22 protein-coding genes are annotated in these 26488 nt (G+C 71.2%); 5 read left to right on the forward strand and 17 right to left on the reverse strand.

Annotated features, from left to right (window positions below):
- Position 1: 1 nt before the first annotated feature.
- Genes AB0C69_RS04025 through AB0C69_RS04040 form a run of 4 tightly spaced genes read right to left on the reverse strand, consistent with a single transcriptional unit; the run spans position 2 to position 3540 of the window.
- Positions 2–346: a ferredoxin family protein gene (locus tag AB0C69_RS04025; protein WP_360349453.1), complete on the reverse strand. Its 345-nt coding sequence runs from the start codon at positions 344–346 to the stop codon at positions 2–4.
- Positions 343–1911 carry an FAD-binding protein gene (locus tag AB0C69_RS04030; protein WP_360349456.1) on the reverse strand — a complete coding sequence of 523 codons (1569 nt, stop codon included), beginning with the start codon at positions 1909–1911 and terminating at the stop codon, positions 343–345. Before AB0C69_RS04030 ends, AB0C69_RS04025 begins: the two co-directional genes overlap by 4 nt.
- 16 nt (positions 1912–1927) lie before the next feature.
- The gene (locus AB0C69_RS04035) at positions 1928–2692 is read right to left on the reverse strand and encodes an ABC transporter ATP-binding protein (RefSeq protein WP_360349459.1); all 765 of its coding nucleotides are present in this window, start codon (positions 2690–2692) and stop codon (positions 1928–1930) included.
- A complete protein-coding gene (locus AB0C69_RS04040) occupies positions 2689–3540 on the reverse strand; it encodes an ABC transporter permease (protein ID WP_345172197.1) in 852 nt (283 codons plus the stop codon). Before AB0C69_RS04040 ends, AB0C69_RS04035 begins: the two co-directional genes overlap by 4 nt.
- A 749-nt stretch (positions 3541–4289) precedes the next feature.
- Between AB0C69_RS04040 and AB0C69_RS04045 the strand changes: the two genes are divergently transcribed.
- On the forward strand, positions 4290–4499 hold the full coding sequence (locus AB0C69_RS04045; protein ID WP_360349463.1) for a DUF397 domain-containing protein: 210 nt from the start codon (positions 4290–4292) through the stop codon (positions 4497–4499).
- Between the two features lie 88 nt (positions 4500–4587).
- On the opposite strand, the gene AB0C69_RS04050 is transcribed toward AB0C69_RS04045, so the two are convergent.
- The 4 genes from AB0C69_RS04050 to AB0C69_RS04065 form a co-directional block, all read right to left on the reverse strand.
- A complete protein-coding gene (locus tag AB0C69_RS04050; RefSeq protein WP_360349466.1) occupies positions 4588–4824 on the reverse strand; it encodes a DUF397 domain-containing protein in 237 nt (78 codons plus the stop codon).
- 320 nt (positions 4825–5144) lie between these two features.
- Entirely contained in the window at positions 5145–9599 is a 4455-nt protein-coding gene (gene fxsT / locus AB0C69_RS04055) for an FxSxx-COOH system tetratricopeptide repeat protein (RefSeq protein WP_360349469.1), read from the reverse strand.
- Positions 9596–10705, reverse strand: coding sequence for a MoxR family ATPase (locus AB0C69_RS04060; RefSeq protein WP_360349472.1), 1110 nt, complete (start codon positions 10703–10705; stop codon positions 9596–9598). The genes fxsT and AB0C69_RS04060 overlap by 4 nt, the downstream gene beginning before the upstream one ends.
- Positions 10706–10925: 220 nt before the next feature.
- A complete protein-coding gene (locus AB0C69_RS04065) occupies positions 10926–12503 on the reverse strand; it encodes a hypothetical protein (protein WP_360349475.1) in 1578 nt (525 codons plus the stop codon).
- A gap of 429 nt (positions 12504–12932) precedes the next feature.
- Here AB0C69_RS04065 and AB0C69_RS04070 point away from each other — a divergent pair, with 429 nt between their 5' ends.
- Positions 12933–13733 carry a hypothetical protein gene (locus AB0C69_RS04070; RefSeq protein WP_360349478.1) on the forward strand — a complete coding sequence of 267 codons (801 nt, stop codon included), beginning with the start codon at positions 12933–12935 and terminating at the stop codon, positions 13731–13733.
- Positions 13734–13776: 43 nt separating this feature from the next.
- Here AB0C69_RS04070 and AB0C69_RS04075 read toward each other — a convergent pair whose 3' ends face one another.
- Genes AB0C69_RS04075 through AB0C69_RS04105 form a run of 7 tightly spaced genes read right to left on the reverse strand, consistent with a single transcriptional unit; the run spans position 13777 to position 20530 of the window.
- Positions 13777–14952: a cytochrome P450 gene (locus tag AB0C69_RS04075; protein ID WP_360349480.1), complete on the reverse strand. Its 1176-nt coding sequence runs from the start codon at positions 14950–14952 to the stop codon at positions 13777–13779.
- The gene (locus tag AB0C69_RS04080; RefSeq protein WP_360349483.1) at positions 14949–15653 is read right to left on the reverse strand and encodes a TcmI family type II polyketide cyclase; all 705 of its coding nucleotides are present in this window, start codon (positions 15651–15653) and stop codon (positions 14949–14951) included. The genes AB0C69_RS04075 and AB0C69_RS04080 overlap by 4 nt, the downstream gene beginning before the upstream one ends.
- 43 nt (positions 15654–15696) lie before the next feature.
- Positions 15697–17187 carry a methyltransferase gene (locus tag AB0C69_RS04085; RefSeq protein ID WP_360349486.1) on the reverse strand — a complete coding sequence of 497 codons (1491 nt, stop codon included), beginning with the start codon at positions 17185–17187 and terminating at the stop codon, positions 15697–15699.
- Positions 17184–17462, reverse strand: coding sequence for an acyl carrier protein (locus tag AB0C69_RS04090; RefSeq protein ID WP_360349489.1), 279 nt, complete (start codon positions 17460–17462; stop codon positions 17184–17186). The genes AB0C69_RS04085 and AB0C69_RS04090 overlap by 4 nt, the downstream gene beginning before the upstream one ends.
- A gap of 1 nt (position 17463) precedes the next feature.
- Positions 17464–18798 (reverse strand): ketosynthase chain-length factor, encoded by a 1335-nt coding sequence (locus AB0C69_RS04095; protein WP_360349492.1) that lies wholly within the window; start codon positions 18796–18798, stop codon positions 17464–17466.
- Complete coding sequence (locus AB0C69_RS04100) at positions 18795–20078, reverse strand: beta-ketoacyl-[acyl-carrier-protein] synthase family protein (protein WP_360349495.1); 1284 nt, start codon at positions 20076–20078, stop codon at positions 18795–18797. Before AB0C69_RS04100 ends, AB0C69_RS04095 begins: the two co-directional genes overlap by 4 nt.
- Positions 20075–20530, reverse strand: a complete 456-nt coding sequence (locus tag AB0C69_RS04105) for a cupin domain-containing protein (protein ID WP_360349498.1) — start codon at positions 20528–20530, stop codon at positions 20075–20077. Before AB0C69_RS04105 ends, AB0C69_RS04100 begins: the two co-directional genes overlap by 4 nt.
- Before the next feature lie 1009 nt (positions 20531–21539).
- Here AB0C69_RS04105 and AB0C69_RS04110 point away from each other — a divergent pair.
- Together AB0C69_RS04110 and AB0C69_RS04115 are read left to right on the forward strand one after the other, a co-directional pair.
- Positions 21540–22343, forward strand: a complete 804-nt coding sequence (locus AB0C69_RS04110) for an SAM-dependent methyltransferase (RefSeq protein WP_353831242.1) — start codon at positions 21540–21542, stop codon at positions 22341–22343.
- 39 nt (positions 22344–22382) lie between these two features.
- Complete coding sequence (locus AB0C69_RS04115; RefSeq protein ID WP_360349502.1) at positions 22383–22853, forward strand: ribosomal protein L7/L12; 471 nt, start codon at positions 22383–22385, stop codon at positions 22851–22853.
- Positions 22854–22888: 35 nt separating this feature from the next.
- Here AB0C69_RS04115 and AB0C69_RS04120 read toward each other — a convergent pair whose 3' ends face one another.
- Entirely contained in the window at positions 22889–23965 is a 1077-nt protein-coding gene (locus AB0C69_RS04120; protein WP_360349505.1) for a septum formation family protein, read from the reverse strand.
- 83 nt (positions 23966–24048) lie between these two features.
- On the reverse strand, positions 24049–24672 hold the full coding sequence (locus AB0C69_RS04125) for a maleylpyruvate isomerase family mycothiol-dependent enzyme (protein WP_360349508.1): 624 nt from the start codon (positions 24670–24672) through the stop codon (positions 24049–24051).
- 274 nt (positions 24673–24946) lie between these two features.
- Here AB0C69_RS04125 and AB0C69_RS04130 point away from each other — a divergent pair, with 274 nt between their 5' ends.
- Complete coding sequence (locus tag AB0C69_RS04130; RefSeq protein WP_360349511.1) at positions 24947–26383, forward strand: MFS transporter; 1437 nt, start codon at positions 24947–24949, stop codon at positions 26381–26383.
- The last annotated feature ends 105 nt before the right edge of the window (positions 26384–26488 follow it).

Below are 26488 nucleotides of genomic sequence, written 5' to 3' on the forward strand. Positions count from 1 at the left end.
GTCAGGAGGTGAGGGGGACGCCGGCGGAATCCAGCGACGGGCCGATGGCGAGCCGGGCGCCGGGAGTGCGCCCGCGGCCCCAGCCGATCTGCGCGCGGTAGGCGCCGAGCGTCCCGTCCGCGGCGAGCGCCGCCTCGTCCGGGGGCTCGGGCAGCGCGTGCGAGCGCGGGTCGACGAACAGGGCGTCGACCGGGCAGTACGCCTCGCACATGAAGCAGGTCTGGCAGTCGCTCTGCCGGGCGACGACGGGGACGCCGTCCGCGCCGCGGTCGAAGACGTTCGTCGGGCACACGTCCACGCACTTGTCGCAGGCGATGCACCGCTCCCGCGAGACGATCTCGATCACGACGCCACCGCCCCGGTCTCCGGACGCGTCCAGATCTCGTCCAGGCCTCCGGTGAGGAGCCGGCGGTGCTGGGCCGGGTCCTGGTCGGGCAGGTCCTGGCGCTTGTGCATGCCCCGCGTCTCGGTGCGGGTGAGCGCGGCGCTATACATCCAGCGGGCGTGCGCGGTCATGGCGGCGGCCGACCGCGCGCGCACGATCCCGGCGCCCTCCTCGCGCAGCGTGCCGCGCAGCTGCCGCCACGTCCGGTCCAGGGTGTCCAGGGCCGGGGCGAGGCGCCCGCCGTGCCGCAGCAGGTTCTTGTGGTAGGGCAGCACCTCGGCCTGGACGGCGGCGACGTAGTCGGCGTGGCCGCCGGCCGCCGGGCCCTCCGGGCGGACGCCCGCCTCGCCGAGGGCGTGCACGGTCCGCGCTCCGGCCCGTCCGCCCAGCGCGGCGGCGTACCGGGCGGCGCCCTGCCCGGCCCAGGTGCCGGACGACATCGCCCACGCGGCGTTGTGGCTTCCGCCGCCGGTGAAGCCGCCGCAGATCAGCTCGCGGGTGGCGGCGTCCCCCGCCGCGTACAGGCCGGGCACCGAGGTCGAGCAGTCGGCGCCGGTGATCCGGATGCCGCCGGTGCCGCGGACGGTCCCCTCGGCGAGCAGCGTGACGGGGAACAGGTCGGTGAACGGGTCGATGCCCTGCCGGTCGAACGGGAGGAAGAAGTTCGGCTGCGCCAGCCGCATCGCCCGCCGGTCCTCGGGCGTGGCCCGGTCGATGCGGCACAGGACGGGTTCGCTGAGCAGCGTCCGGGCGATCACCGATCGTCCCCGCCGGCTGCCCGCGCCTTCCAGGACCGTCCCGTCCGCGTGGTAGAAGGTGGCGAACGAGTAGAACGCCGTCTTGGTCACGGACGTGAAGGCCGGGGCGATCGCGTAGGCGTTGGAGAACTCCATGCCGGACAGCTCCGCGCCCGCCTCCGCCGCGAACAGGGCGCCGTCCCCGGTGTTGACGTCGCAGCCCAGCGCCCTGCTGAGGAAGGCGCACCCGCCGGTGGCGAGCACGACCGCGCCCGCCCGGACCCGGAACGGCCGGTCGTCGCGCAGGCGGTACCCGGCGGCGCCGGCGACGGCCCCGGCGCCGTCCGCGAGCAGCTCGGTGACCGGGCTGTGGTCGAGGACCCGCACCCCCGACCGGCGGACCCGCACCCGCATCCGCCGCATGTACTCGGGGCCCTGCAGCCCGCGCCGGATCTGGCGGCCGTTCCCGTCCACCGGGAACGGGTACCGGGAGATCTCGGCCAGCTCGTTCATGTTCGCGTACGTCTGGTCGAGGACGCGGGCCATCCACCCGCGGTCGGCGAGATACCCGCCGAGCGCCTCGCGGCCGGCCATGGCCGCCTCCCGGGCCTCCGGCTCCGGCTCGACGTACCAGACGCCGGTGCCCGCCGACGCCGTTGCGCCGCTCGTCCCGAGGTACCCCTTGTCGGCGAGGACGACGTCGGCGCCGTCCTCCGCAGCCTTGATCGCGGCCCACGCGCCGGCGGGGCCGCCGCCCGCGACGAGCACGTCGGCGGTCAGGTCGGTCATGATGCCTCCTTGGCGGTCAGACGGTCCGTCGAGCGGAGCTCGTCGATTGAATGGCGGTGGGCGGGGGCTGGAGGACGGTCCGCACGCCGAGGCCGTCGAGCAGGTCGCGCCGCAGCGCGATGAACCCCGGATCGTCCAGCGACCGCGGCCGGGGAAGGTCCACGGTGTACTCCCGTTCGATCCGGCCGTCCGCGAGCAGCAGCGCGCGGTCGGCGAGCAGGAGCGCCTCCTCGACGTCGTGGGTGACCAGCAGGACCGCCGGCCGGTGCTCGGCCCACAGGTCGGCGACGAGCGCCTGGGCGTTGAGCCTGGTGAGCGCGTCCAGGGCCCCGAACGGTTCGTCGAGGAGGAGAAGGTCGGGCGTCCGCACCAGCGCCCGTGCCAGCGCGACGCGCTGGGACTCGCCGCCGGACAGGGTGAGCGGCCACGCGTCGGCGCGCGCCGTCAGCCCCACCTCGGCCAGGGCCGCGTCGGCCCGCTCGCGCAGGTTTCGTCCTCGCAGCCCGAGGACGACGTTGCCCCACACCCGGCTCCAGGGCAGCAGGCGGTGCTCCTGGTAGACGACGGCCCGCCTGCCGGGGACGTCGATCTCGCCGCCCCCCTCGCCGTCCAGCCCGGCCAGCGCGCGCAGCAGCGTGCTCTTCCCGGAGCCGCTCGCGCCGAGCAGCGCGACGAACTCGCCGGGCGCGATGTCGAGGTCCACGCCGTCCAGGACGGAGCGCTCGCCGAACACCCGCCGGAGCCCGCGGACGCGGACCCCTTGCGCAACCGTCGTCGTCATCGCGCCACCAGCCCCCGCCGCCACGCCAGGGCGCGCCGCTCGACGAGCCGCACCAGCAGGTCCGTTGACACGCCGAGCAGCGCGTACACCACGAGCACCAGGAAGACGGTCTCCATCTGCAGGAACTGGGTGGCCTGGTTGATGAGGAAGCCGATGCCGCTGGCCGTAGCGGACTGCTCCACGACGACGAGCGTCAGCCAGGCGACGCCGAGCGACAGGCGCAGGCCGACGAGGATCTGCGGGAGCGCCCCGGGGAGGATGACCTTCCGGATGAGGCCGAGACGGCCGAGCCCGCAGGTGCGGGCCGACTCGACCAGCCGCTCGTCCACGCCCCGGATGCCGTGGAACACGTTGATGTAGAGCGGGAACACGACGCCGACCGCGATCAGGCCGACCTTGGACGTCTCACCGATCCCGAACCAGATGATGAACAGCGGGACCAGCGCGAGGTGCGGAAGCATCCGGACCGCCTGGACCGGGGCGTCGATGACGTCCTCGCTGATCCTGAACAGCCCGGAGAGCAGCCCGAGGACGAGCCCCGCCGGCAGCCCGACGGCCAGGCCCTTCAGCACCCGCCCCAGCGACACTCCGAGGTTCTGGAACAGCGCGCCCGACGACGCCATCTCCCAGCCGCGGACGGCGACGTCGCTGAGCGGCGGGGTCGTGCTGCCGAGCCAGCCCGCGCGGGCGCCGGCCTCCCACAGCGCGAGGACGACGACGAGCCCGCTGACCTTGCGGGCCCGGCGCAGCAGGGACAGCAGCACGGCCCCGGAACGGGCGGCGACCGCGGGGCGCGCCGCCGCTTCGGGAATCGCCGAGCGCGGTGGATCGAGCAGATGGGTGGACACGAGGCACCTCCGGGAGGGGCAGCGGAAGGAAGGCGGCAGGGGGCCCGGCGCCCAAGGGCAGCCGGTACTGGAGGGGGTTCGCCGATCAGTGGCGTCGGAGCACGAAAGAACGGCTCAACAGGACGCGCTGCACACGCGAAGGAGGTCGACGTGGCGCCTCGCCACCAGGACCTCCGCTGCGTTCATGCCCACAGCATGCACTCGGCGCCCGCCCCTGTGAACCCCCCAAAAAGCCGCCCCCACCTGCACAGACGTCTGCACGAGGCCGCTTTCTCGATAAAACCTACCGTTTTACCTGGGAATATGCCGAAGGCGACCTTGATCACCGACCGACGCGACGGTTACGCAGATCACACCATCCGCCCCTCTTGGCGACGGACCGTGGACGGCCGCTCACGCGGCAGTTCGTCGGCCCGACCCTCGGCAGGCGCCGACACGACCCCACGGGAACCACGTCGAGAGGCGGGCCACCAGGCCGCGGACGCACAAGACGACGAGTTCGCGGCCGCCGAGCACCACTCACACCAACCCGGGAAGCCATCCCTTCGGTGGACATATTTGCTTTAACGCCAGACTTCAGGCAATTCACATTTTCTCGCCATTTAGCTGACTGCATGGCCCTTGATTTGGATGCGAATTGGCGAAGCATACCCGGCCCATACGGTAGGTTAATTTCCACCAAGGCGCCACCGCGCACTGCATCGTGCACTTCTCTGGCGACGCCGACAGTTCACAAGGAGCATTCACTCATGACCCATAGCAAAGCGTCCGCGCCGGTCTGGAGGAAGAGCAGCCGGAGCAGCGACCCCGACCTCGCGGTATGCGTGGAGGTGGCGTCGATCGGCCGCACCCGCGCCATCCGCGACTCCAAGGACCCCGAAGGCCCGCGACTGTCACTGTCCGTGGACTCCTGGCGGACCTTCATGGACGCGGTCAAGTCCGACGCCTTCCAGGCCTGAGCAGACGCAAGAGGGGGCGCGGATCCCGCAGTGGGCCGCGCGAGCGGCACCCATGGTCGCCGCGCCTCCGACCAGCGCCGCCGTCACATCACCGCAAGTCGAACGCCCCGCTCTTGATCTCTTCCAGCATCCTGCATAAGACGGCCTTGGGGAGGACGATGGTCGTCCGGCGAGGGTTCTTAGTGTCCCGAATGGCTCCGCACGACGCGGAAACGGCAACGGAGACGCACCCCGTCCCATCCGAGCCAGATCGCCTGCTCTTGCGCCAAGACGCCTTGTCCCAGTCTCCTTGACCGCCCATTACCTCTTCCGTCCTGCAGAGCATCGCGGCGGTTCTCAGTGAGAGAGGACGGCGGTGTCCGCGAGGCCGATCCCTCGGCGGCCGGATCGGCTGGATTCCCGCGACGCTCACGTGGTCGCCGACAATTACCAAAGACAAACAATCCGTGCGGACACATAAATTTGCTCCCCTACTATACGTGGGGAGCTTGCCTGTGTCCAGATCAAAAACTAAAAGCCTCAGCGCCGAGGAAGACGAATCATCGGGGTTTATCCCTACCCAACCGGGCCTGCATTGAAACAGACGCCAGTCAGAGGGGTCCGCCACGAAGCGGCCACTTTCCCGGGCACCTGTTCGGTTTCCGATCAGACCGGAATCGGATATATATCGCAGTCGGCACGGATGCCCTCTTGCGCGGCCATGGTGGCCGGATGCTGTGGTCCGTGCACCCTGCGCATGCCGTCGATGGCCCGCGCCGTCAACGCGTCGGCCTCCTGCTCCTCGCCCATGGCGCGCAGATCGAGCCCGAGGTTGAACAAGCATGCGAGCGCGGTGGGATGCTCCTCTCCGAGGACGCGTTGTGCCCGTTCCAGCGTGTTCCGGTCTCTCTCCATGGCCTCGTGGAAATTGCCGATCGCGTAGTGGTCGCTCGCCAGGTTGATCGCGCAGACGATGCTGCGTGGGTGATCGACATCGAGAACCCGCGTCAGGACCTCCAGCGCCGCCTCGTCCAGCTTCTTGGCCTCTTCGAGCTGCCCGTTCAACCGCAGCGCGACCGCGAGATTGACGTTGGCGCTCGGCGTGTTGGGGTGGTCGGGACCAAACATCCGCAGGAAGTTCTGCGCCGTCACGCGCGCGAGGTGGATCGAGTCCCCGAGCCGGCCGACCTGGCGCAGGTTCACCGCGTGGTTCAGCGCGGCGGAGATTGAGCCGGGGTGGTAGCCCCCGTACCGCTCGTTGTAGCGTTCGAGCGCCTCGGTGGAGAGGTCGAGCGCGCGTTCGTGGTCACCGGCCTTACGCTCCATGACGGAGAACGACGTCAGGCTCTCGGCGAGACCGGCAAAGCTGCTGCCGAACGCGGACTCGAGACGCTGCGCGTGCTGCCGCGTAAGCTCCCTCGCCACGTCGAAGTGGCCCAGCTCCATCTCGTCCACGGCAATCGCCGCCAGCGACGACAGGGTCCGGCTGTGGTTCTCCCCGAAAATGTTGATCAGGTGCCGGTAGGTCTGCCGGTCGAGATCGCACGCCGCTTGAATAGCACCGTTGAGCCGAAGGCTGATGGCGTAGAGATGAGCCTGCTGCAGCGTCGTCGGATCGTCCTCGCCGTACATGCGGCGCAGTGCCTCGAAGGAGCGCTTGTCGTCATCGAGAGCTTGCTGGAACTGCCCCAGATAACGCAGGTCGACCGTCACGAAGCGCTGCGCCTCGATCGTGCGTTCGTCGTCCACACCGTGCGCTTCGGCGCGCAAGTCGCGGACTCGGAGGTGATGACTGTACGCCTCCTGGAACCGCCCATGCAGGCGCAGAGCGCGGCCGAGGTGGAGCATGGCCTCCTGTAGCTGCTCGTTGCCCTCGCCCAGGGTCTCCGTCCAGGTCTTGACCGCGGTCTCCGCCAGTTCGAGGAAGCCTCGGTGGTCACCCCACTGGAAGAGGAAGTCGATCTCGTTGAGAACGAGCCGGCGCGTCCAGGGGTCGTCGAAGCCGACGATGCCCGAGTAGTGGACGTGCGGCAGCAGGTCCGCGTAGCGCCGCCAGTTGGCCGGCAGCGCCGGGTCGCGCGGGTCGAAGTTGGCCATCAGCTGGTAACCGCATCGGCGCAGTTCCTCGGCCTCCTCCGGAGGGATCTGTCCGACGAGGACCCGCTGTACCAGGCGGTGCAGCATGATCGTGTTGTGCTTGTGGCTGATCTTGGCCAGCGCGTAGCGGTTGATCGCGCGGATCGCACGCCCTCGCCTGACCGGGTCCCCCAGGGCCTCGATCAGCTCGCGGGGACCGTCCACATTGCGCGCGCCCGACAGCATCCGCAGCGAGATGGGCTCCGGCGCGAAGAACGCGCAGACCTGGAGCAGTTGCAGGGCCGCGGGGTCGCTGGTCCGCAGCCGGTCCAGCGAGACGTTCCAGGCCGCGGCGACCGGCAGTTCGTTGGCCATCAGCGCTGCGTCCGCCAGCAGCTCGGTCGCCTTCTCGTGCTTCTCCCGGAAGAGCTGCAGGTACTCGTCGACCGGCATGCCCGTCTCGGCGAGCCAGACCCCGGCCTGCGCGATCGCCAGGGGAAGGTCGCCCAACACCTCGGCGAGCTCGTCCGCCTCGGGGTCGGCGAGTTCGGGCCCTCGAAGGCGGAGCAGCGCCTTGCTCTCCTCCCGGGCGAAGACGTCGACCTCCAGTGAGTTGGCAACCTTCGTCCACTCCTGGTTGCGGGAGGTGACGAGGATCTTGCCCGGGCCGTTGGTCGGGAAGAAGTCGCGGACGTCCTGCAGTTCCTCGGCGTTGTCGAAGACCAGCAGCCAGTTGCGGTAGGGGCGGCCCAGCCGCAGCGCCTCGCGGACGGCCGGCACCGCGACGTTGACCTCCTGGCTGACCGGCAGGTCGAGCTCTGCGGCCAGTTCGGCGAGGTCCTGCTGGATCTGGCCGGGCCGTTCCGATCTGACCCACCAAATAACGTCATAATCCGCCATATGACGATAAACATATTCAATGGCTATCTGAGATTTGCCGACTCCACCCATTCCGTGAAGCGCCTGAGGTAGGACTGCCGTCGTTCCCTGGGAAAGCCGCTCATGCAATTGCTCCAGCAGCTCTTCCCGCCCGGTGAAACTGATGTTCTGGGGAGGTACGTTTCCCCAGACAGGCGGCGGCTCGCCCGCCTTGCGCCCGACTTTCTCCGGGATATCTCGAACTGTCACACCAACTCCAAGGTGGGGGGCCTTGACAATGTCTCCAGGTGTGGTGAGCGCGTCGAGAGCGGCGATGTCCAGCGATTGCATGGAGCCAGTCCTTCCCGCATCTCGCACGGCTCTATCCTGTGTACGTCCATAAAAGTGGTCAACCTTGGCGTTGAGTTCGGCGTCCAGCGCCTTCGCCGGCCTGAGATAGGGTCCAGCGAGGGCCTGGAAAACATGAAGGACCGGAACGGCGAACGGCACGAGCTCAGCGGTCAATTCCGGTATTTCACCCCGCTCCGGGGCGGTGACCAATCCGGCCAGATCGCGGAGCCCAGCGACGCGGTCGCCCAGATGCCGGGCCACCGTCGTCAGCACCCGAGTCGTGTCGGAACGGCGTCCCCCGGCGAGGAGTTCGTCGCGAACTCCCGGAGCGAAGTCGAAGACGACCTCGTCCTGCGCGTCGGCCGCCGGCCCCGGCTCTGGCCCGACCCGGTGCAGCAGCCCGCTGCCGACCAGTTCGACCAGGTCCGAGGGCCGCGACTCCGGGAGCATGGTGCGCTGCACGAGCCGCATGACGGGAGCGTTCAAGGGTGCCGCGGCCAGGTGCACCGCCAGCGCGTACACGGTCGGGCTGACCGCGGCGCGGAACCGCCGGACGATCTCGGACGCCGACGCCTCCGCCGGCGCGGCATCCTCGTCGTGCGCCGTCTCCGGTGCCCGGGAGGGATCCGGGGACACACCGCAGACGGCGACCGCGCCGTACCAGTCGCCGCGGCGTGCCGCCGCGAACCCCGCCCAGCCGGCGAGCTGCCCGGGGTCCAGTTCGATCACAGGCACGTGGACGTGCGAGCGGTCGGCGTGCGGGGCGCCGGCACCAGGGTCGGCGAGCGGTGCCGAGGGGTAGCGCACGCGGTAGAGGCCGTTGGCGATCGCGGGTCCCGCCGCGTAGAGCCTGGCCGGCCTGGTGGCGAGGCCCGTCCGCCGCCACTGGCGGCGGGCGAGCAGGTTGATCACCACGATCGGAGCGTGGCGGCCCCACCGGGCCAGCAGTCGCTGGGCGGCACCCGAGTGCCAGGCGTCGGCGATCCCGTCCGTCAGCACGAAGATGAGCCGCCGGTCGGGGAGTCCCCGGGAGGTGAGCCCCGCGGCCGGGTGCGCGGGGGCGAGCGGCCCCGGCTCGCGCAGCGCCAGCGGCCCGCCCCCTCCGCCATCGGTGTCGAGCAGGTGCGTGCGGATCATCCTGAAGGCGCCGACGGCCCCGAGGCAGTCGATGAACCGGGCGGTGGTCGGGCGGTTGAGCGCGGCCAGACGACCGTCGTCCACGACGACGTCGAGATCGAGCCATCGTTCGGGTACTGGACGTGTCTGGGGCAGCCAGAGCCCGTCCTGTACCGCGCGGATCGCGGTCGCCTCATCATCCAGCTCCACCTCGCCCCTGCGCGACTCGACCGACCGTTTGAAGGGACGGAGCGCCTGTTCGAGGCGGCGACGGTCGGTCAGAGGCCGTACTCCGGCGAACGGGTCGCTCCGCACGGGCAAGAGGAGGCGGGTGGGCGCGGTGATTCCGTTCAGACGAGGCCCAGAAGCCGGCGGACCATCGCCGCGAACCGTCCCCGCCGGCGACGTCCTGATCATGCTGGGCGGCGTCGCCTGCACCGGGCCCGCGGGGGAGTCGCGTGAAGTGCCGTCCAGACCCTCGTCCTGTGGTGGCCCCTCACGGGCGGTGCGGACCGGTTCCGTGCTCGCAGTCCGCCGAGGCTCCGTTCGGGGTGCGCGTCCTCGAGCCGGGTCGCCGACGCGGTCAGCCGCGACGGCCGCCTCGTTCATCTGCGCGGCCAGCCAGATGGCGTCGGACACTTCGTGCCAGACGGGAGGACCGGCCGGGGCGTCGGAACGTGCCGCGTCTCCCGCCGCTGGGTGTCCGGTCCGCTCGCTCACTCAGGCGCCACTTCCAACCGCTGCCAGACGAGATCCAGGAGCCGTTCCCACCCGGCCTCGGGGTCTCGCGCGCCGGAGGTCGCGAGGTAGACGGCGTTGAGGAGCTGGTCGGCGGCGAGCCCGCGGTGGCTGCTGCGGTGCTCCTGGAAACTGCGCACCAGTCGCCGGGTGCGTTCGTCGGACCGCTCGGCGAAATGAGCAGCCACCATGTCGGCGAGCCGCGCCTCGTCGGGCTCTCCCATCGAGAACCGCAGGCATCGGCGCAGGAACGCGGGCGGGAACTCCCGCTCGCCGTTGCTGGTGATGACCACGATGGGGAAAGCCCGGCAGCGCACTCTCCCCCGCACGATGTCGGCCGTGCCGTCCGGATCGTCGGTGTGAACCTTCACCACGGGTTCGCGAGCGCTCACGCGGGAGAGTTCGGTGATTCCGTATTCGCCCTCTTCCAAGACGTCGAGGAGGTCGTTCGGTAGGTCTATGTCGCTCTTATCGAGTTCGTCGACGAGCAGGACGCGCGGCAGCTCATAGGGCAGCAGCGCGGTGCCCAGCGGACCGAGCGTGAGGTAGTGGCCCACTCCGGCGTCGGCCGGCACGGCGGCGCCTGGATCGCCACTGACCGGCGCCCCCGGTAACTCCCCCGTCTGGCGGGCGAGGGTTCCGCGGCCGGTCGCGGCGTCCTGTGCCCGGCCGATCGCGTCGTATTCATACAGTCCGTCACGCAGCGTGCTCCGGCTGCCGATGGGCCAGCGCAGTACCCGGCCGAGTCCCAGCTCTCGGGTGATCCGGTAGGCGAGGGTCGACTTCCCGACGCCCGGCTCCCCGGTGACAAGGAGCGGCCGCCGCAGGAACAGCGCCGCGTTGACGGCGTCGACCTCCGCGGGATCGGCCTGGCGCGGCCGCGCGCTGACGGGACCGAGCCGGCGGACGAGGTCGCGCTCGTCGGCGGGGGGAGGCGAGAGCGGCGGACCGCCGTCGAAGGCGCGCCACGGGGGCGGCGGGGGCAGCGCCGCGGCGAACCGCCCCTCCGGAAGGGGGCGGCCGGTGCCGCGGTAGATCCACCATGCGGCGCGGGCGTCCGGGGCGGCGTCCCCCGGGCCGGCGGACATGGGCGCGTCGCGAGGGTAAGGGACCTCGGGCGGCTCGTCAGCGGCCATCGACGATGTCCCCTTCTGGCGTGGCTATGGGTTCTTGCGATGTAATGGTCGAACTCGGGCAGAACCGGTGAGGGCCACCTTAGTTCGAGCATCCCCTTCGAGACGCCACTTCGCAAGGTTTGGCAGGAGGGCGGACTGCCACGACCCTTTATCGGTCACATCACGACGGCAGTCAGATCCGGGATGTCGGAGCCCGAAGAGCACGGGCGTCGTCCAGGAAGTGATTCGGGTCGTCCCAAAGAAGGGTTACCTCCAGAGCGGAGCGACCATTGCCGTCAAGCGACGGCGCGTTTCCCCGGAGCCGTCTGATGTCGGTCGGCAGTGCCCTGATGTCGGGACGGTCGACGACCTGCCGCACCGCCTCTCGCATTTCCGAGGCGAGCTGATCCGCCCGGTGCCAGAGGACCACGGGCACGCCCGCGCGCAGCGCCTTCCAGAGTTCGCTGCGGCCGGGCTCGCGGTCGGGCGGACCGCTCAGCACGCACGCGACGATCTCGCGGCTGCTCAGCAGCCGGTCGCCCATCGGACGCGGATGGGCGGGCTCCTCCGCGGCGGCCCAGTAGGTGAGGCCGTCCACAGCGTCGACCAGCACCTGCCAGCGCTGGCGCCACGCGCGGTGGAGACCGAGCGCGCGCAGCCTCTCCTGGCTCCGGACGAGGATCTCGTACTCCGCGCCGAGGGGCGGCGGGTCCGGCATCTCCGAGGCGTCGCGCGTCCACTGGTCCACATCGAGGTTGATCATGTCCAGCGGCAGCACGAACTCGAGCACGAGGGAGTCGTCGAGTTCATAGGCCCAGCCGCGCTCGGCCTCATGGATCAGGGCACCGACGTGCTCGCGCACCTCGCTCAGGCGGACCAGCTTGTCCTCCCCCGGCTCGGGCCGCCATTCGAGCGGATGGATCTGCCGCCAGTGCGAAAGCCGGCACACGACCTCGTCCTCGACGAGGTCCGGGAGAGGTTCGAGCTGAATGATGAGGTAGATGGGCTTGTCGGCGCGCGTCGCAAGCACCCCGGAGCGGTCGCGCATGCGGTCGAGGTAGTCGGCCTGGGCGGCGTTGCCCGCGCCGCGCAGTTGCTCCGTCTGCATCGCCAGCCACTCCCGCAGCCTTTTGAGCCGCCAGACCTCCTCGGTTCCGGCGCTTCCGGCGGTCTGCCGTGTCTGCATCGTCTGCAGCAGCATCGCGACGAATATCAGGTGCGGCGAAGGCTTCCCCGGCGAGGTGTTGTGGTCGAGGAGCGCCGAGAACGCGTCCCAGGCATCGGTGAGCCGGAACGGGACGGTGGCGATGCTGTTCCCGGTGGCGGCCACGTAGAGGCGGGTGAGGGAAGGTATACGCAGACCGGTCAGCAGGTCCTCGATCTGGGTCTCGACGACCGGCTCCAGGTGGGCGCGGACGGGACTCAGCATGCGCTTCAGGTGCGCCACGGCCGCGGTCGGGCCGGCCACGAACTCAACCGCGCGGACAAGGATTTGCAGACCGTCGGGTATCTCCCTGCACGCAAGCACGAGGTGGTACAGGTAGTACCTCGGCTGCGGCAGGTCTGGCAACAGCAGCGGCGCGCGCACGTGCTCGTTGATGTAGTGGACGACGATGGAGCGGCCTGCCGCCTCCCGCATATCCGGTATGTCCGTGAGCAGCGCGACGATGTCTGCGGTGGTCTGGTCCGTGCGGACCTGCTCCTGCACGTGCCCCAGCGACAGCGCCGTCTGCGGCACCAGTGCGGGCGACCTCGTCTCCTCGTCCGCCATGCGCCGTCACCCGCCTCCCCGCCCCCGGCCGTTCCGCCAGTCAATGTAGGCCGCGATCACCGGGTCGTTCTGCGTCGCCGGACACAATGGGATTTGGCACACCTTCACAACGGGCGCCCTTTCCCGGACAGGCCGGTCGGCATCTACTTGCCGGAGTGAGCGCAATGCGTGCACCCTTGGGGGCAATCTAATCGTTCAAGGGGCATCAGAGTCATGCGGAACGGCTCCGGCGAAGCGGGGACAGGCTGGACCCCGACCGGTCATTGCACGCTCTTCGTCTGCGACATCATCAGTTTCAGCAAACGCGCTGACCACGTGCAAAGCCATCTGCGAACCGTCTTATACGAGGCTCTCCGGAGCTGTTTCGAGGCGTCGAGCATCCCCCTCGAAGGCTGTTACCAGGAGGACCGCGGCGACGGTGTCATCGTCGTGCTGCCGCCGTCCTACGACCCGTCCCGCCTGGCCCATCCGCTGCCCGACCACCTGCGCGGCGCTCTGCGCAGGCACAACGGGCTGGCCGCCGAACACGCCCGGATGCGGCTGCGGATCGCGCTGCACGGCGGGCCGCTCGAATCGGACGCCAAGGGGATCGTCGGCACCTCCGTCAACCACGTCAACCGGCTTCTGGACGCGCCGTCCTTCAAGGAGGCACTCGCCGCGGTACCGGCCGACCTGGGGGTCCTGGCGTCCGACGAGTTCTACCGCGCGGTGATCCAGGAGGGCCGCGGCGCCGTCGACCCCACTGAGTTCCGGCCGATCGACGTGCGCCTCAAGGAGACCGAGACCACCGCCTGGCTCTGCATCCGAGACGCGCCTCCGACGGCACCGGCGGGGGACGCCGCCAAAGCCCCCGCTCAGGTGGGGCCGCTTCCGGCCAACGGTACCGAACCGCGTGCCCCGGGCTCGGACGCGCGCCGCCCACCGGATCAGGCGGAGTCCGCTGGTCTCCCCGCGCTCTTCGAGATCGTCGATCGGCTGATGGACATTCCGCTGCTGACGACGGCCGAGGGCCGGCAGCAGATCGTGGACGCCCTGCGCAAGGAGATCGCGATCCGCGTGCCGCGCCGCACGCAGCCCCATCTGGACGTCCATTCGATCGTCCGCACGTGCTCGGAGTTCCCCGGCGGCCTCCAGGAGTTCCTGGCGCTGGTCCACGCCTACGCAGGCGATTCGTCGCAGGTCCGGGCACTGGACGACACGGTCGCGAGGCTGACCGGGCACGCCCCCTGACCCCGCCGCGCAGCCGTCTCCGCACACCCGGCAGGCCACCGGGTTACCAGGTCACGGGTAGTTCTACGGGGCCGTGGAAGAGGGAGTCCGTCCGCCAGCGGATCGATTCCGGGGGGACGGACAGGCGCAGGTCGGGGAAGCGCCGCGTCAGGGCGGCGAGGGCCGTCTGCATCTCGGCGCGGGCGAGCTGGGCGCCGACGCAGAAGTGGGGGCCGTAGCCGAACGTCAGGTGCCTGTTGTCGGTGCGGCCGAGGTCCGTCACCTCCGGATCGGTGAACAGGGCGGGATCGTGGTTGGCCGCGAGCGACGACACCGCCACCGTGCTTCCGGCGGGTATCGGCACGCCGCCGATCTCCACGTCGCGGAGGGCCAGGCGGGGCGTGCCGACCGGCACCGACGGCACCGTCCGGAGCAGTTCCTCCACCGCCGTCGCCACCAGCTCCGGGTCGCGGTGCAGCGCCGCGTACATCTCGGGGCGCGTCAGAAGGGCGTACACGCTCCGGGCGAGCTGGTTCATCGTGGGCCCGTGCCCCGCGATCAGCAGGGTGATCGCTAGCCTGACCAGCTCCGCCTCGGTGATCCGCTCCTCTCGGTCGCGGACCGTCAGCAGTTCGCTGACCAGGTCGTCGGCCGGTTCGGCGCGCCTGGCCGCGACCAGGTCGACGAAGTAGCGCTGGATCGCGGCGCGGGCGCGGTCGATCTCCTGCGGGGAGGGGCCGCGCAGCGCCATGATCGTCTCGGCCCAGCCGCGGAAGGAGTCGCGGTCCTCGCGCGGGACGCCGAGCAGCTCGCAGATGTCGGTGAGCGGCAGCGGCGCGCACAGGGACTGGACCAGGTCGGCCGGCGGCCCGCCCGCGGCCGTCTCGTCCAGCAGCCCGTCGACGACCTCCTCGATCCCCGCCCGCATGGCCTCCACGCGGCGGCGGTTGAACGCCTGGGCGACCGCGCGCCGGAGCCGGGTGTGCTCGGGCGGGTCCATCTCGAACAGGACCCTGCTGGAGCCGACCGGCTCCCGCGGCTCGGCTGGCGCGCGGGGCAGGAACGTCGCGGCGCTGCTGAAGGCCGGGTCGCACAGCACGTGCTGCGCATCGGCCGCCCGGGTCACGGCGTATCCGACGTCGCCCGACAGCATCCGCGCGCGGACGACCGGTCCGGGCGTGCGGACGTCGTTGATCAGCGGGTGGCCGCCCGGTTCGGCCGGGCCCGTCGGCTCGCTCATCGCTCCGCCCGCCCGGTTCCGGACGTCGCGGCGGCCGCACCGTCCCCGGCCGGGCCGGGGTGGTAGGCGCTGATGCGCGTGCGGGTCGCGCGGACCTTGGCGTCCAGGTCGCGGAGCGCGGCGGCGAGCTCCCGGTGCCCGGGCGAGGCGAGGAAGCGCTCGTGGGCGTCCTCGTCGGTCCAGTCGCTGACCAGGTGGAAGGTGCCGGGGTCGGCGATGTCGCGCGACAGCGACTGGGCGACGTGCCCGGGGTGGCGGGCCGCCGCGGCGGCCATCCGGCGCCAGGTCCGTTCGAACTCCGCGGCACGGCCCTCGTCCACGCTGATCTCCAGCAGCAGCCGGTACGTCGCCTGCGGCCGGTCGTCCGACCAGTGGTAGAACTCCTCGGCCTGGGCCTGGCGCATGGCGGGGCGGTCCCTGTCGTACGGGACGAGCAGCGTCGCGAGCCGGGCGCTGATGTCGAGGAACCCGGGGTCGTCGCCGGCCGCGTACAGGGCCCGCTCGAACGAGGCGTCTCCCTCGACCAGGTGGATGTACAGGTCGTGGTAGGTCAGCAGCGTGCGGCGCGTGACGCCGATGCGGCGCGGCAGGTCGGTGCGGTCGTGCTCGCGGAACACCGCGGCGACGGCGTCCCGGTCGCCGGGCGCGATCCTCCGGATCATGACCGCCCGGTGGGTGGGCGGCGGGGCTTGGGGAAGCATGCTCGTCCTCCTTGACGTCGGGGCCCGGGTCACCGGCACCCGGTCACGCGGCCTCCGCGGGGCGGCATTCCAGAACCGTCCAGTGCCCCTCCCGGGGACGGCCGACCAGCGCGAAACCGCACCGCGCCAGGAGCCGCCGCCACTCCTGCGGCCTCCGTTCCCGGCCGCCGAACAGCACCAGCATGTCGAGGTCGAGGAACTTGGCGTGGTCCCATCCGTTCCCTTCCGCCACCACGTGCTCGACGATGAAGAGCCGCGCGTCGCGCCGGTCGCCGATGGCCTCACGCACGGCGGTCAGCAGTTCGGCGGCGCGCTCGTCCGGCCAGTTGTGCAGGACGGCCTTGAGCACGTACGCGTCGCAGTCGTCCGGCAGCGGGTCGGTGAAGAAGTCGCCGGCGATCCGGGTGACGCGGTCGCCGACCCCCTCCGCTTCGAGCACCTCCGCCGCCGCCTTGACGGCGCACGGCCGCTCGAACAGCACGCCCGACGCGTCCGGCGCGCGCCGCAGCGCCGCCGCGAGGAAATGGCCCTGCCCGCCGCCGAGGTCGGCGATCCGGCCGAACCTCTCGGGCCCGACGACGTCCAGGTGGCGTTCGGTCTCCCAGCGGCCCAGCGTGGTCATGGTGCGGTCGAAGCGGGCGCCGTCCTCGGGGTTGTCCTCGAAGTAGCGCCAGATGTCGGTGCCCAGCGTCGGGACCGTCGCGGGCTCGCCGGTGCGGACGCTGTGCGCCAGCGCCCCGAACGGCTTCGTCACGTACGACCGCGTGCTGTGCAGGACCAGGGGCAGCAGGCTGTAGGGGTCGTCGGCGCGCAGGCCGTCGCCCAGCGGTGTGCTCGCGAACCGTCCGTCCGGCTGCTCCTCCATGATTCCGACGGAGGCGGCGCAGCGCAGGAGGCGGTAGAGCGCGTCCGGCACGGCGCCGGCGGCCGCGGCCAGTTCGGTGACGGAGCGCGGGCCGGACGCGGTCAGATCCGCCACGCCGAGTTCCGCGAGCGCGCTCACCACCGCGGCCAGCCGCATCCCGCACGTCAGGTACAGCAGGCGCTGCGCGTGGAGGTCGCCGGGCCCGTACCCGCCGGGGGCCGTGCGGGCGCGTTCCTCCAGGACCGCCTTGATGTGCGCCATCTGCTCGACGGTGCCGCGGTCGATGCGGTCGCGCATCGCGTCCTCGCTGATCGGGGAGTCCGGCTTCATCGCGAACTCCTGCCTCCACCGCATCAGCACGCCCGCCGCCTGCCGGCGGTACTCCCAGCGGATGTTCATGAACGCGAACGGCCCGGTCTCCACCCGGTGGGCGCGGACGGTGCGGGTCTCGGGATCGGGGGTGCGCCGCGACACCCACGACCAGACGTTGCCCTGCTCGTCCGGGTGGGTGGTGAGCCGGAACGTCACCGAGGGGCCGTCCCGTTCGATGATCTCCACGGCGGCGTACTCGGTGAACAGGTCGGGCCAGCCCGCCACGTCGTTGGTGTGCTCCCACACCAGCTCCATGGGCGCGTCGACCAGGATCTGGTTGTCGGTGCTCGCGGTCACGACCGGACCTCCCCGTCCCCGGCCGCGGCCCGGTTGAGGCAGCGGAGCATCTCGGCGGGGGTGCGGAGGTCGAACAGCCTGTCCTCGTCGAGGCGCAGGCCGAAGCGCTCGACCATCCGCGCGGAGACCTCCATCATCGCGACGGAGTCGTAGCCGAGGTCGGTGAAGGCGTGGTCGGCGATGTCGCCGCCGAGGTCGACGCCGTCGCTCTCGCCGGCGCAGGCGCGCAGGACGGCGACCAGGTCGGTCAGGGTTATCGGGCCGTCTTCGGCCATGTCAGCTCCTGGGGTCGTTTCCGGGAAGGGCGCGGGGAGCCCGTTCGTCGAGGTGTCCGGCCGCGGACGGGGCCTCGCGGGGGCAGGCGGCCAGGACGAGAGCGCTGTTGAACCCGCCCTCGCCGCGCGCCAGGATCAGCGCGTGGTCGATGCGGGCGGGCCGGGGGCGTCCGGTGACGAGGTCGAGTCCGTAGGACGGATCGGCCCGGACGTCGGCGGTCGGCGGGATCATCCCGTCGCGCATGGCCAGCAGGCAGGTCGCGACGTCGACGGCGGCGCCGCCCGCCGACATCCGCCCGGTCATCGCCTTGGGCGCGGTCACCGGGACGCCGCCGGCGCCGAACAGGCCGGTGAGCGCCTCGGCCTCGGCGCGGTCGCGCATCGCGCTGCCCGCGGCGTCCGCGAACACCACGTCGATCCGCTCCGGGGCGAGGCCGGCGTCGGCGAGGGCGAGCGCGGCGGCGTTGCGCAGGGTCGCCGGGCGGCCGGAACCCGGCGGCGGGTCCATGGTCGCGGCGTACCCCGCGACCCGCCCGTACCGGTGCCGGGCACCGCGGGCGCGGGCATGGCGCCCGCGTTCCAGGACGAGGATCGCGCCGCCCTCGGCGATCACATGGCCGGACGCGCCGGCGGCGAAGGGGCGGTAGGCGCTCGCCGGGTCGTCGCCGGAGGACAGCTGCGGAGCGGTCGGCGCGTCCCGGCCGGCCGACATCGCGGTCACCCCCCACGAGCACACCGGGGCCTCGAACCCCCCGGTCAGCACGCCGTCGGCGCCCTTGCGCAACACGCGGCACGCCTGCCCGATCGCGTCCAGCCCCCCGGCCTGGCCGCTGACGAGGACGCCGCAGGGGCCGCGCAGTCCGTGCCGGATGGAGATCTGGCCGGTGTTGACCGCGTAGAACCACGCGTACGACTGGTACGCGCTGACCTTCTTCGGCCCCGCCGACCAGAGCTTGCGCAGCTCGTTCTCACCGAACTCGAAACCGCCGGCCGAGTTGGCCAGGACCACGCCGTACCGCAGCGACTCCTCGGGGGACGGCGACAGCCCGGCGTCGGTGAGCGCCCAGTCGGCGGCGGTCAGCGCCAGCTGGGTGAGGCGGTCGGTCTGCGGCAGCAGCCGTCCGGGCAGGTGGTCGCGGGGGACGAATCCGGGGACCTCCCCGGAGAGCCGGGCCGGGTAGCCGCTCGGGTCGAACCGGGTGATGGGGCCGATCGCGATGCGGCCGGTGAGCGTCGCCTCCCAGTGCCGCTCGGCGCCCAGGCCGCTCGGCGAGACCACGCCGATCCCGGTGATGACGGCCTGGTCGTCCTCGGCCGCCGCCGCGTCCGCGGTCATCCCTGCCACCGTCCCGGGGCGCTGAGCACCATCGCGCTCTGGAAGCCGCCGAACCCGCTGCCGACCGTGAGCACCGTGTCGACCCGCTGCTCGCGTGCCGTCCCGGGGACGTAGTCGAGGTCGCATTCGGGATCGCGATGCCGCAGGTTCGCGGTGGGCGGGACGAGGTCGTGCTCGATCGCCAGCGCGCTCGCCGCGACCTCGATCGCGCCGATCGCGCCGAGCGAGTGGCCCACCACCGACTTGATGGAGCTGACCGGCAGCCGGTAGGCGTTCTCCGGGCCGAGCGCGAGTTTGAAGGCGGCCGTCTCGTGCCGGTCGTTCTGCCGGGTGCCCGACCCGTGGGCGTTGATGTAGTCGACGCCCTCCGCGGGGACGCCGGCCTCGTCCAGCGCCGTGGTGATCGCCGCCGCCATCTCGACCCCGTCGGGCCGCAGCCCGGTCATGTGGTAGGCGTTGCTCCGGGACGCGAACCCGCGGATCTCCGCGTGCACGTGCGCCCCCCGCGCCCGGGCCGCCGCCGCGTCCTCCAGGACCAGCATCGCCGCGCCCTCGCCGAGCACGAACCCCGCCCGGGTGGCGTCGAAGGGGCGGCAGGCCCGCTCGGGATCGTCGTTGTCCGGGGACGTCGCCCGGATCGCGTCGAAGCAGGCCACCGTGATCGGGGAGATGGGGGCCTCGCACGCCCCCGCCAGCACCACGTCCGCGGCGCCGTCGCGGATGATCTCCACACCGTGCGCGACGGCGTCCAGCCCGGAGGTGCATCCCGTCGACACCACGCAGGCGGGCCCCTCGGCGCCGACGTCCCAGGCGACCTCGCGGACCAGGGACGCCGGGACGAGGTAGTCGGGCAGGTGCGGGGAGCCGTAGGCCGGATCCACCACCGCCAGGCGGCCGCTGTCGCTGACCACGCTGTACTCGCGTTCGAGCGAGACGGTGCAGCCGACCGCGCTGCCGACGACCACGCCGGTGCGGGCGGGGTCGAGGTCGCCGGACCGCAGCCCGCAGGCGGCCAGGGCCTCCCGCGCGGTGACGAGGGCGAACTGGGCGGCGCGGTCCATCCGGCGCCGCTGCCGGGGCGTCAGCCCGTGCCTTCCCGCGTCGAAGTCGATCTCCGCGGCCATCTGGGACCGGTACGGCCCCGGATCGAACACGGTGATCGTGCGGAAGGTGGGCTTGCCGCCGGTCACGGTCCCCCAGAAACCGCTCGTTCCCGGGGCGCCCGGCGTCAGGACCCCCATCCCGGTGATCGCCACGGGGCGAGCCCGCCGCCCGCTCATGCCGGCTCCCGCTCGCCCGCGGCGGCGGGCGGCCGCGCGTCCACCGAGGGCGGGGGCCCGTCGCCGGCCGGCTCCGCGGTCTCCACATGCCCCATGTCGGGGCTCGGGGCCAGCGGTCCGAGGAAGAGCACGGCGGTCACCGGCCGGTCGGTCCGGTTCTCGTAGCGGTGCCGGGCACCGCGGCGGATCAGCACCGCCTCCCGGGCGTCCACGACGTGCTCGGTGCCGTTGACGGTGAGGACGAGGCTCCCGTCGGAGACGTACACGTGCTCGTCCGTGTACGGATGGTAGTGCTCGCTGACACGCTCCCCCGGCCGGAGTTCGAGCAGGGCCATGAGGCCGGCCGTCGTCCGGGCCGTGCCCGGCGACAGGAGCATCCGGACGCTGCCGCCGAGCCGGTGGTTCGGTTCGACCTCGCGTGCGCGGACCTTGACGGCTTCGAGCGCGGTCACGTTCCCTGGCCCCGCTTTCCGGCCCCGGCGGGACCGTCCGGAGCGGGCGGGGCGGAACGCGGCCGGTCGCGGGCCGGGGCGGCGCACTGCCCGGCGCGACGCGTTCCAGGGAGCATGGGGGTACGGGTCATAGGGGGTTTTGTCCTTCCTGGCCGGCGGCGGCGCCCCTCGCCTCGCTCGGCTGCCGAGAGTGGCCGTCACGCCTCTGGAGATCGGTGTTGAGCGTCGCTTCGGCGCCTTCCGGTCCGGGAGACCACGGGCGCTCGATCCGGCTTCGCTCCTTTCCGCGAACCGCGCGGACTCTCTTGTTTATAGCCAATAGAAAACGATCAATGACAGGCCACAGGTAGATTCTTTCGAGATCCTCGGGCGCAGTTCTTCTGAAATCCGGACCGAGTGCGCCATCACGGCGCCCGCCCCACGGAGCGACGTTTATTTTGCGTCGTTTGTTCTGCATGCCTCAGCTGCGAGGCCTCACCAGATCGGCAAGGTTTGTCCGCTATGCGAATGACGATGTCGTCGATCACCACGACAATGATCACCACCTCTGACCTGGCGAGAGAGTCACCCGGCGGCGCGCCGGACGCCGCGCGGGCCAAGAGCCCCTCAAACACTTTTCCCTAACCCGACAAATTCGAAGGAACGAATTTCTTGGACGCGAAACTTCTGGAGAGAGGGCCTCCGTGTCATAATTCAAAGCGCCCGCGAGCACAATGACGAAGTGCGCGGGGCCTCGTGAGCCCACTCCCTCGGCGAGCCGTGAAGGCGCCGTCCTGGTGGCAGCCTCCGCCGGGTCACAGGGACCGGGCGCCGCGGCACATGCCGGATCCGTCCCGGGCGGATCTCGGCGACCATGTCCGGCTGGGGCGGCTCACGGGTCGGCATCCGGACGCGGTCGCCCGCCCCTGGCGCGGCGGCGGTTCATCGATGCGGAAGATCCGCGGGACGGACGCCGGCGCGGCACCTAGAGTGATCTTGGGCGGCAGTCATGACGATCGGGGGGCTGGAAATGACCGAGGACCAGGTGGACCTGAATATCGAGATCCCCCATTCCGCCCGGGTCTACGACTACATTCTCGGCGGCAAGGACAACTATCCGGCGGACCGCGAGGCCGCGGCGAACATCGTCGCCGACTGGCCCCACCTGCCGAAGTCCATGCGGGCCAACCGGAATTTCATGGCGCGGACGGCCCGTCACCTCGCCGCCGAGTTCGGCGTCCGGCAGTTCCTCGACATCGGCACGGGGCTCCCCACCTCGCCCAACCTGCACGAGGTGGCCCAGTCCGTGGCGCCGGAGTCACGGATCGTCTACGTCGACAACGACCCGATCGTCCTGGTGCACGCGCGCGCACTGCTCACGAGCACGGCCGAAGGCAGGACCACCTATCTGGACGCCGACTTCCTCGACCCCGACGCGATCCTGGGTTCGGACCACCTGGGCGACACCCTCGACCTGGGCCTGCCCGTGGCGCTGAGCCTGATCGCGATCGTGCACTTCATCCCGGACGACGCCGAGGTGCAGCGGATCATCGACCGCCTCATGGAGCCGCTGGCTCCCGGAAGCATGCTGGCGCTGTCGACCTGCACGGCCGACAGCGCTCCAGACGAGGTGGCCGCGGGCGTGGCCGCCTACAACGCCAACGGCATCCCGCTGGTGGCGCGCACGAAGCCCGAAGTGGAGCGCTTCTTCCACGGCCTGGAGATCCTCGACCCGGGCATCGTGCTCGTCAACCACTGGCACCCCGACCAGGCGGCGTCCGAAGTCCCGGACGCCCACGTCCACATGTACGGCGGCATAGGCCGCAAACGCTAGGCGGAGTCTTCGGCTCCCGCTGCGAGGAGGAGCGATTCAGTGAAGCCGTTCGTCCCGTATGTCATGCCCGAGGCCAGGGCGCGGGCCGTCGCCCTGGTCGCGGAAGGCGACATGATTCCCGCTGTCAGGCTGATCCGCCAGGCCACCGGGCTGGGCCTCAAGGAGGCCAAGGATTACGTGGACGGCCTCAAGGGAGAGGCGTACGCCCGGACCGTCCCGGCCGACGTCCAGGCCAAAGCGCGCGCGATGATCGCTGAAGGCAGGTGGAAGGACGCGGCGAAGTTCGTCCGGCAGGAGACCTCTCTGGGGCTGAGAGCCGCGAAAGACTACGTCGACGCCGTGCGGGCGGGATTGATACCCGTGGAGCCGCCCGTGGACCGGCCCATGCTCTCGGACCGGGTCAGGGCCTTCAAGACCGCCGGCGACCTCGAATCGGCCATCGCGCTCGTCTGCGCCGAAACAGGTATGCGGCGCGACGAGGCGCTCCGCTTCATCGAAGCCCTCCACTGACCGGATGCGCCGGGCCGCTCGTTTCGCCCGCCGTCCTAGTGCGGGACCACGGACCGCTTCAGAGGTCCATGACGGCCCTCGACCAGGCAGAAGCCCAAGCGCCTCTCGGCTTCCCAGCCGTCCTCGTTGGGGACCACGTAGGCGAAGTCGATGTCGGCGGGCGGGTTCTCCCCCCAAGCCTTGCGGGCGAACTTGAGACAGCCTTTTATTACCTTCTTCTCCATCCCCTTGTCTCCCGGGTACTTGCCGCCTTGCATCGTGTAGACGGCGAGCACTTCGAATTCATGTTCTTCGGTACAGGCGATGATGGGCTGCACGCCGTCGTCGTTCCATTTTTGGACGCAGTCACCCGGCGCCAGTTCGGATTCGTCCCGGGATTTCGTTTCCATGGTCTGCGCGAGAGGGGCCGGGAGCAGACCTGATCCCCCGTAGACCATGACGCAGGTCGCGGCCCGCCTTCCGCCCTTCCACGCGTCCTCATCCGGTGGCGCGACGCGGAGCTTCAGATCGGAGCCGTACCGGCTCCTCTCCAGGAACTCGGTCCGCTCACGGCAAACGGTCCACGCCCGGTCGGCCGTCTCCCTTTCTCCTGGATACGGAATGTCCGGGAGCTCCCCCTCGGCACCGACCTCTCCCTGATGAGGCGCGGTGCAGGACGATCGCCGCACGTACATACCGGCGGGAGTCTCCTCGAACTCGCTGAAGCACTCCCCCGGTCGAATGGTGGTGACCGCCACCTTTCCGTCCTTGCGCACGGACTGTCCGTTCGCGTCCGCGGACAGCAGGGTCAGCGTCAGGGCGACGGCGGCGGCCCAGGCGACGGAGGCGACGAGTCCACCGATGGCGAGTCCCTTGCCTTTCTCGCCGCGGCGGCCGGTCTGCACGAGCGCGGCGATGACGAAGCCGACCGCGACCGGGATCAGGCCGAGCAGCCCCGTGACCAGCGCGGTGACCGCGAACCGGTTCGTCCGGCGGCGAGCGGGGACGGGCGGGAGCGGCGCCGGTGGCGGGGCGGGCGGGAGAGCCTGAGGCGTGGAGCCGTCGGGCGGAACCCAGGCAGGGAACGGCACGGGGTCGTTCGGGGCGTCGTCCGAGGGAGGTGGCGTGGTCACGGCGGCACGGTAGAACGAGAAATGCCAATGAAAGCGGCATTTCCGACAGCCGTCGCCGAGTCGTGATCATGAGCGGGCATCCCTCAGGTGGCGGCCAGCGCGGGGAGGCCCGGTCCGGAGAGATCGTCCAACGCCGCGCGGCGGCCGGAGATCGCCAGGAGCAGGGAGAGCGCGGTTCCGCTCGCCTCCGGGCCGTCTCCGATCGAGAGGCCGGCGTCCGTCGCGGTCAGGCGGAGGCGGGCCGTCAGCTCCTTGGCTCCGCCGAACGACGCCGGTGTGCGGGCCTGGTAGCGGAGCGATCTGACGACGGCCTCCAGCGGGTAGGCGTGGACGATTCCCAGAGGCCGGCGGATGTCCTCGCCGTGGACGACCTCTTCGACGAGCCGGCTGTCGAGCGGCGCCGGAGGGGTCGACGTCCGCGAGGCCACCTGGCGGAGCCGCTCCAGGGTCTCCTGAGGTGAGGCGCCGCGCTCGCGCTCCACCCCCTGCGTGTTCTGGCGGTCGAAGTCGAACCGGGCCCGAGCGAGCCGGGCGACGAACCCGAGGCGGGTCGTGCGGGCCGTGTCGACCAGGTGAGCCACCACGTCATGCACCGTCCAGCCGTCGCAGAGCGAAGGCCGCTCCCACTGCTCGCCTTCGAGATGCGAGAGGTCGTCGATCAGTGCCGCCCGCTCCGCGTGCACCATCGGCCACACATCGTTTCCCACGGCTTCTCCTCCTGTCGCCAACGGGTCGGGAATGAAGACCCGCGGCCCGGCGAGAACTCATCGCGGCGCCTGCGGATGCCCCTGGCCTGCGGGTTCGCGGCCGGTTCGCGGCAGGGCCGGCGGCGTTGTGGCGCTTGACACACCGGATCGGCCCCGCTTAACCTCCCGTCAACCGACAGGCACAGACGAAGACACCCCTGTCAGTGGTCTTCGTCTGTGCCTTTGTCATTCCCGGACCGCTGGCAAGGGTTTCAACCCCCGAAAGGCGGCGGGCATGAACGACGGCCCTGCGAGCACGAGAACGGCGGTCATCCGCAACGCGGCGGACGCGGCCGGGCTCATCGACACCCTCACCAGTCTGCGCGGCCGAGCGAACTGGATCTGGTTCCTGGCCCTCTCGGGCCTGTTCCTGGACGCCTACTCCAACGCGGCGCTCGGCGCGGGGCTGTCCCCCATGGTCGAGCAGCTCGACCTTTCGCCCACGCAGGTCAGCGTGCTCACCGCGATGGCCCCGGCCATCGCGATCGTCTCCAATCCCTTCGGCGGTTGGCTCGCCGCCCGGATCGGCCGGATCAAACCCCTGCTGATGACGAAGGTCGTCTTCGGGGTCGGCGCGGTCCTGACCGCGGTCGGCTCGGACTTCCAGACCGTCTTCGCCGGGCGGGCGCTGGTGGGCGTCGCCTACGGCATCGACTTCGCCGTGGCGATGGCGCTGCTCGCCGAGTACACCCCGTCCTCGCTCAAGGGCAGGCTCAACTTCTGGCAGGGCGCCTGGTACGTGGCGACGACCACCAACCTCGCGCTCACGCTCCTGTTCTACAAGCTCGACGTCGGCTCCGACATCTGGCGATGGTCGGTGGGCTCGGCGGTCGTCTTCGCGACCGCGCTGCTCGTCCTTCAGATGACCTTCCTGGTGGAGAGCCCGACCTGGCTGGCGTCCAAGGGCCGGCTGCGGGAGTGCGCGGCGAACCTGCGCCGCATGTACGGGGTGCGGGCGGAGGAGGGCCCGCCGGAGACCCCGCAGGCCCTGGAGGCGCGCCACCAGGTCGGCATCCGGGACGCGGGAGTGCTGTTCCGCGGCGCGTACCTGCCCCGGACCGTGCTGTCGACGGTGATCTCCCTGACCCAGTCCATGCAGTACTTCGCCGTTGGCTGGTACCTCCCGGTGATCAGCCTGGAGCTGTTCGGCAAGGAGTTCGAGAAGGCGACCGCGGGCTCCATGGCGTTCAACGCCGTCGGCATCGTCGGCGGATGCCTGTCGGCCTACTTCGGGCGCCGGCTCGGCCTGCGGGTGAGCTCGGCGGCCGGGTACGCGGTGGTGTTCGTGGCACTGCTGGTCATGGGCGCGACGTTCAAGCAGCTCCCGATCGCGCTGGCCGCGGCGCTGCCGGTGCTGTTCATCTTCTTCCACTCCGCCGGCCCCGGCCCGAACGGCAAGTCGATCGCGGCGCTGTCGTACCGCAGCGACATCCGCACCCTCGGCACCGGCGTGACCGGGATGCTCGGCAGCTTCGGCTCCGTCGCGGGCCTGTACGTGTTCCCGCAGCTCCAGGCCGCTTTCGGGGTAGGCGCCAGCCTGATGCTGCTGTCGGCCGTCCCGCTGCTCGGCCTGGTCACCTGCGTGATCGTCAAGTGGGACCCGACGCGCGTCGCGGTGAACCTGGAGGAGGAGCCGATCCGGCTGGAGCGGCGCGAGACGGTGCCAGCCTGAGCGCGCGCTGACGAGAGGAATGTTTCGCAGATGATCAGAGAGCGCCGGCGCGGCGTGCTGAGCATCGACGAGGGCACCACCGGGACCCGCGCCGCCGTCGTCCTC

The organism is Actinomadura sp. NPDC048032 (genome assembly GCF_040653175.1).
Classification (GTDB): domain Bacteria; phylum Actinomycetota; class Actinomycetes; order Streptosporangiales; family Streptosporangiaceae; genus Spirillospora; species Spirillospora verrucosospora.

Coding starts and splice junctions, on each gene's coding strand:
- AB0C69_RS04030 (WP_360349456.1), bottom strand. CDS start 1,911: ATGACCGACCTGACCGCCGACGTGCTCGTCGCGGGCGGCGGCCCCGCC.
- AB0C69_RS04035 (WP_360349459.1), bottom strand. CDS start 2,692: ATGACGACGACGGTTGCGCAAGGGGTCCGCGTCCGCGGGCTCCGGCGG.
- AB0C69_RS04045 (WP_360349463.1), top strand. CDS start 4,290: ATGACCCATAGCAAAGCGTCCGCGCCGGTCTGGAGGAAGAGCAGCCGG.
- AB0C69_RS04050 (WP_360349466.1), bottom strand. CDS start 4,824: ATGCTCTGCAGGACGGAAGAGGTAATGGGCGGTCAAGGAGACTGGGAC.
- AB0C69_RS04060 (WP_360349472.1), bottom strand. CDS start 10,705: ATGTCCGCCGGCCCGGGGGACGCCGCCCCGGACGCCCGCGCCGCATGG.
- AB0C69_RS04065 (WP_360349475.1), bottom strand. CDS start 12,503: ATGGCGGACGAGGAGACGAGGTCGCCCGCACTGGTGCCGCAGACGGCG.
- AB0C69_RS04075 (WP_360349480.1), bottom strand. CDS start 14,952: ATGAGCGAGCCGACGGGCCCGGCCGAACCGGGCGGCCACCCGCTGATC.
- AB0C69_RS04080 (WP_360349483.1), bottom strand. CDS start 15,653: ATGCTTCCCCAAGCCCCGCCGCCCACCCACCGGGCGGTCATGATCCGG.
- AB0C69_RS04090 (WP_360349489.1), bottom strand. CDS start 17,462: ATGGCCGAAGACGGCCCGATAACCCTGACCGACCTGGTCGCCGTCCTG.
- AB0C69_RS04095 (WP_360349492.1), bottom strand. CDS start 18,798: ATGACCGCGGACGCGGCGGCGGCCGAGGACGACCAGGCCGTCATCACC.
- AB0C69_RS04100 (WP_360349495.1), bottom strand. CDS start 20,078: ATGAGCGGGCGGCGGGCTCGCCCCGTGGCGATCACCGGGATGGGGGTC.
- AB0C69_RS04110 (WP_353831242.1), top strand. CDS start 21,540: ATGACCGAGGACCAGGTGGACCTGAATATCGAGATCCCCCATTCCGCC.
- AB0C69_RS04130 (WP_360349511.1), top strand. CDS start 24,947: ATGAACGACGGCCCTGCGAGCACGAGAACGGCGGTCATCCGCAACGCG.